Here is a 1,289-nt window from a genome sequence, read left to right as displayed (position 1 = left end):
AATTTAAAGAAAAAGTTTAAAAGCACTGAAAATAGTGGGTTAATAGTGCTTTTAAGAAAAAGTTAAAAAACATTATTGGAGGTTTACTGCAAAATAAAAAATAAATTTGAAAAAAACTAGCTATAAATGGCTTAAATAGGTTATGTTTTTTAGAAGATTTTTGGGGTTTTTGATTAACTATGAGGAATATAAAGAGTTTATTATTTTTCATCCCCCTCACTTCCTAACTTAGTTTTTGATTAACTATGAGGAATATAAAGATAGTTGTCAATGTCTTGTTAGCTTCTACCCACCCTGGTTTTTGATTAACTATGAGGAATATAAAGCAAACTATGCATACTATTGCAGTTGGGAAAATAACAGGTTTTTGATTAACTATGAGGAATATAAAGAGGAGTAATAGATAATAGCTATAGAGGAGAATGGAGTTTTTGATTAACTATGAGGAATATAAAGAATGATTTATATTATATAAAGTTACTCTTTTATCATTGTTTTTGATTAACTATGAGGAATATAAAGACTTTTTAATTGTGGTGAAGGACTTTTTTTATTCGAGTTTTTGATTAACTATGAGGAATATAAAGATACTTATTTTGGAATCTAAAATAAGTATTATAATCAGTTTTTGATTAACTATGAGGAATATAAAGATATTTTCAAAACCTATTTCACAATACAAATAATTTTGTTTTTGATTAACTATGAGGAATATAAAGTCAGTATTTCTTGGAGATAGTTATAGAACTGGATTTGTTTTTGATTAACTATGAGGAATATAAAGAAAAAATAAATTATAAAATAGCTTTTAACTATTATCGTTTTTGATTAACTATGAGGAATATAAAGACAACTGTTAAACATATGTAAGAAACAGGAAATACAGTTTTTGATTAACTATGAGGAATATAAATAGAACTTAAGTGGTATCTGAATGTAAAAGAATATTTTTTTGATTAACAGTAAGGAATACTAAATTTAATAAATTAAATAATTAAAATCATTAAGTTTTTTAAAAGTGTTATTTTGGTATAATATTCTTATAAAGCTTAATGATTTTTTTATTTTAAGGAGTAAATTATGACTAGTTTAAAGGTAGATGAATTTAATATAGAAATTAAAGAAGCAAAAGCACTTTATAGGGCTAATATTGCAGTTGGTGGAGATGATAGAAACAATTATTTATATAGTAAATTAAAGAATTCTTTTAAGAAGGCTAAAAGAATTGATATTATAGTTTCCTTTCTTATGGAATCTGGAGTTAAACTTATAATGGAAGATTTAAGAGA

1 pseudogene and 1 CRISPR repeat array are annotated in these 1,289 nt (G+C 23.9%); the pseudogene reads left to right on the top strand.

Features of this window, described 5'->3' with window-relative positions:
• Positions 1-165 precede the first annotated feature (165 nt).
• A CRISPR array of direct repeats spans positions 166-915; the repeat unit is 30 nt; unit sequence GTTTTTGATTAACTATGAGGAATATAAAGA.
• A 165-nt stretch (positions 916-1,080) separates the two neighbouring features.
• Positions 1,081-1,289 (top strand): annotated as a pseudogene (locus ACRDDY_RS00310) (hypothetical protein); the annotation flags it as partial.

The organism is Clostridium sp., from assembly GCF_051656525.1.
Lineage (GTDB): Bacteria > Bacillota > Clostridia > Clostridiales > Clostridiaceae > Clostridium.
The sequence above is the reverse complement of the archived record's forward strand: the minus strand, read 5'-3'. Positions and strand labels throughout refer to the sequence as shown.